The 3,185-nt window shown below is 36.4% G+C and carries 2 protein-coding genes; one reads left to right on the forward strand and one right to left on the reverse strand.

Annotation, left to right across the window (positions count from 1 at the left end; translation table 11 throughout):
• Positions 1-78: 78 nt before the first annotated feature.
• Positions 79-273 (reverse strand): hypothetical protein, encoded by a 195-nt coding sequence (locus BM021_RS14730; protein WP_090721730.1) that lies wholly within the window; start codon positions 271-273, stop codon positions 79-81.
• 1,201 nt (positions 274-1,474) lie between these two features.
• On the opposite strand from BM021_RS14730, the gene BM021_RS14735 reads away from it, so the two are divergent.
• A complete protein-coding gene (locus tag BM021_RS14735) occupies positions 1,475-2,650 on the forward strand; it encodes a response regulator transcription factor (protein ID WP_090721731.1) in 1,176 nt (391 codons plus the stop codon).
• Positions 2,651-3,185: the final 535 nt, after the last annotated feature.

Genomic DNA, 3,185 nt, shown 5'->3' on the forward strand with positions numbered 1-3,185 from the left:
GCGCGCTAAAAAGCCTCGAATCAAACCAGGAAACTATGCGCGGCATTACCGGATGGGATTGGATTATTAATGCTGTTCCTAAATAGAATTGGAATTAAACGTCTGATAGCCCGACAGATGAAACCCCACCACGATCGTCATGATTTCACCAAGACACAGCTCCCCTCGCCGCCGACGCAGCTTTAGCGAGAATTCCAGCAAGTGCTGCTCCCCACATGACTCAAATCCTTTACAAAAGTCGTCAATTGCACAAAAAATCGCTATAGTATCCATCGGAATCTGACTCCTCCAGTGATGAAGCTCTTTCTCATAATCGTTTCATCATAAGGAATTCGGATTCCTGTTACAGCTTTTCTTATGTCGAACTCACGTTAAATTACCGCTATCATTGATTGTAGCTGCAAAATATAACGATATTCTTTTTTTATCAGTGGCACTTGTAAACCATTTCCCAAATGATAATTTAGCGTAAGAGAAACTACTCAAAGTAATAAAGGCAGCAATAATAAAGAAGATAGTAATAGTTTCATGGATATTCACCTTTTATTTTATGACCATAATAAAATTTATAATGTGGGTATAGGGTATTACGTAAAAATTACTGAAGTGCTACTCAATATACAAGGTCATGTAGTGAACAAATAAACTTTCTGGGTTTGTAGCACATGATCTGTCCGGCTTTATATGCATTCCAAGGAGGATTCCAGATGGAACGGACAGAAATGGGCTGCAGAGACTAGGAAGATGAGGTTTAAAGAAGCGTACGAAGGCTATAGAAGGAGGTGTCTCACGCACATTCCGGTGCTACATGAGTCGGTATGACGATGGCGGGATGGAAACATTATTGGATAAGTGACTACTGAGCTTTGTTACATTATTACGCTGACATTTCGGATGACATTGGTAATAGGCACCAATTTCATACGATGCGAGGATATTTAAAAGGAAGCAATGTGGCAAATAAGGACTTGATTCTTATCATAAGAAATTAATTCTTAAAAAATTTAAAGTTTTGACAGTGAAATCCGAAATTATACATGTTTGCTTTAAACAGAATATCAATACATGATCATGCCGATCTTGAAGATTCGATACCTCCAGAAGCAGAAATGTTAATGATAAGAATATTTCTCATTGTTATTCATAAAAAAATGTGAAAAATTGCCTTACAAAATAGGGATGAGGCATGGTTCATTAATTCTCTCATTGTGCAGAGATATTTTCTGTAGGTAATGAGTTTTAATAGAAGTGATTTGTAGCTTCGCCAAAGTGAAATACTAAATATACTGTAAAATATTTTATATGAAATAACGGCATAGAAAATTAATTCAGAGTAGTTTGGATAAGAATCTATTTTAAATCTTTTTTAAAAAACACCAGAAATGCTAAGTTTTATAATTGCTTATCATGCAATAAAGTCAAAGTATGGCATATTAGAATTAATTATAGTAGAACTGTTTAAAGGTGAAGCTAAATGGACAACAAAGCAGAACGCGTGCTTACGAGAATTGCGCATAAAAGGGTAGGTGATACGAAAGTGCTGATTGTTGTGGATAAGTATATTTCTGGTAAGGTTTTGAAAAAATTTCTGGAAGAGTGGGAATATAATATCATTGGTGTTTGTACCTCAGACCAAGAAGCTTTAGTTAGAGTGAGAGAAGACAAACCTGATCTAATTCTAACGGACATGGAATTAAATGATTGTCGTGGTATTCATTTAGTGCAACAGTTAAATTTACAAGCTGATAACTCCAGTTTGTGTATCTATTTCACAGCTTATGCAACTGATTTGGTTGTGCAGCGTATGATCAATATTGTTACTGCTTTAGGATATAATATCAAGAAGTTTAGTGCTGAAAAATTTCATAAAAATTTTGAAGCTAGCTTCTGTCAACATTATGAAATTGATCAAGCTACGAGCCTTATAAAATCATCCACTGTACAGCCCATTCGGGTTTTATTAATCGATGATCAACAAATCGTACTTTGGGGATTAAAAAAGCTGATCGATAGTGAAAAGCCTCGAATGGAGGTTATCGGCATAGCAACAAATATCTCTGATGCTAAGCGTATAGCTACGGAAAAAAATCCAGATATTATTATTCTTAATATTTATCTAGATGACAATGACTGTGTAAATTTTATCCCGGATTTAGCCCTCAATGGTAATACACGCGTCGTAATCTTTGCTGAGACCAATGATAAGGAATTAATTGATCGTGCGATACTAAGCGGTGCGCGAGGTGTAGTGCATAGAAAAGAATCAATGCAAACAATACTCAGGGCCATTGAAAAGATTCATGATGGTGAATTATGGTTAGATCGTATCACTACTGGCCGCATATTTCTTCAGAATTCACGCATGCGCGGTAAAATACCGCATGATGCAGATACAGAGAAAATTACAACGCTTACTCGGAAGGAATGTATGATTCTTAAAGCATTCTCAGACGGGGTAGGTGGAGAACAAAATAAACAAATAGCGGCTAGATTGTGTATGAGCGAACATACATTGCGTAATCATTTAACTTCTATTTTTAGTAAATTAGGAATCAAAAATCGATTCAGCCTTTTTGCATACGCTAAACAACACTTTAAACAATCTCCGAATTCACTAAATTCTGTAAATGGATCTTTTAAAGATCATTAGTAAGTGTGAGTCCCGATCGCTTATATGGTTTATCGAATTGAATGGATATTTATCGGATTAGATTAATCCTACTGTTCCAAAAGTATAGTCATTTTATGTATAAGTGCACGAATTGAATGAAAATAAAGGATGAGAGCGAGTAATTTGGGCAAATTAGTAGGCCAGTGTAAGGCTTAGGCAAGTTTTATGGCTTGCAAATTTATAAAACCCAGTATGCCAGAAGGGATAGGGGGAGAAATGACACACTGGGTAACTGCTGAAAATAATTTTATTTGCACCTACTAGATTTTGTCTGTGCGATATCGCTCGTAAGAAGTTTTTTATGGCTTAGCTGCAGCCGATTAGCTGGTTCAGTCTGAACAATCCATAACATTCTGATTCTGTGTGATGAATTGATGAATTAAGGCGATTAAATTCACCAGTTTTTGGTAAAATTGCTACAATTTCCTGCAAATTTAGCGAGGGTTAGATGGGGCCAAAGCCGTGCACGCAAAAGAGTAATGACCTGTTCCGCCAGCGACTGGACGAACTGGTC

This window comes from Nitrosomonas sp. Nm166 (assembly GCF_900112825.1).
Lineage (GTDB): Bacteria > Pseudomonadota > Gammaproteobacteria > Burkholderiales > Nitrosomonadaceae > Nitrosomonas.

Bases quoted from the DNA above. Each gene is read 5' to 3' on its own strand.
- BM021_RS14735 (WP_090721731.1), top strand. From the start codon at position 1,475: ATGGACAACAAAGCAGAACGCGTGCTTACGAGAATTGCGCATAAAAGG.
- BM021_RS14730 (WP_090721730.1), bottom strand. From the start codon at position 273: ATGGATACTATAGCGATTTTTTGTGCAATTGACGACTTTTGTAAAGGA.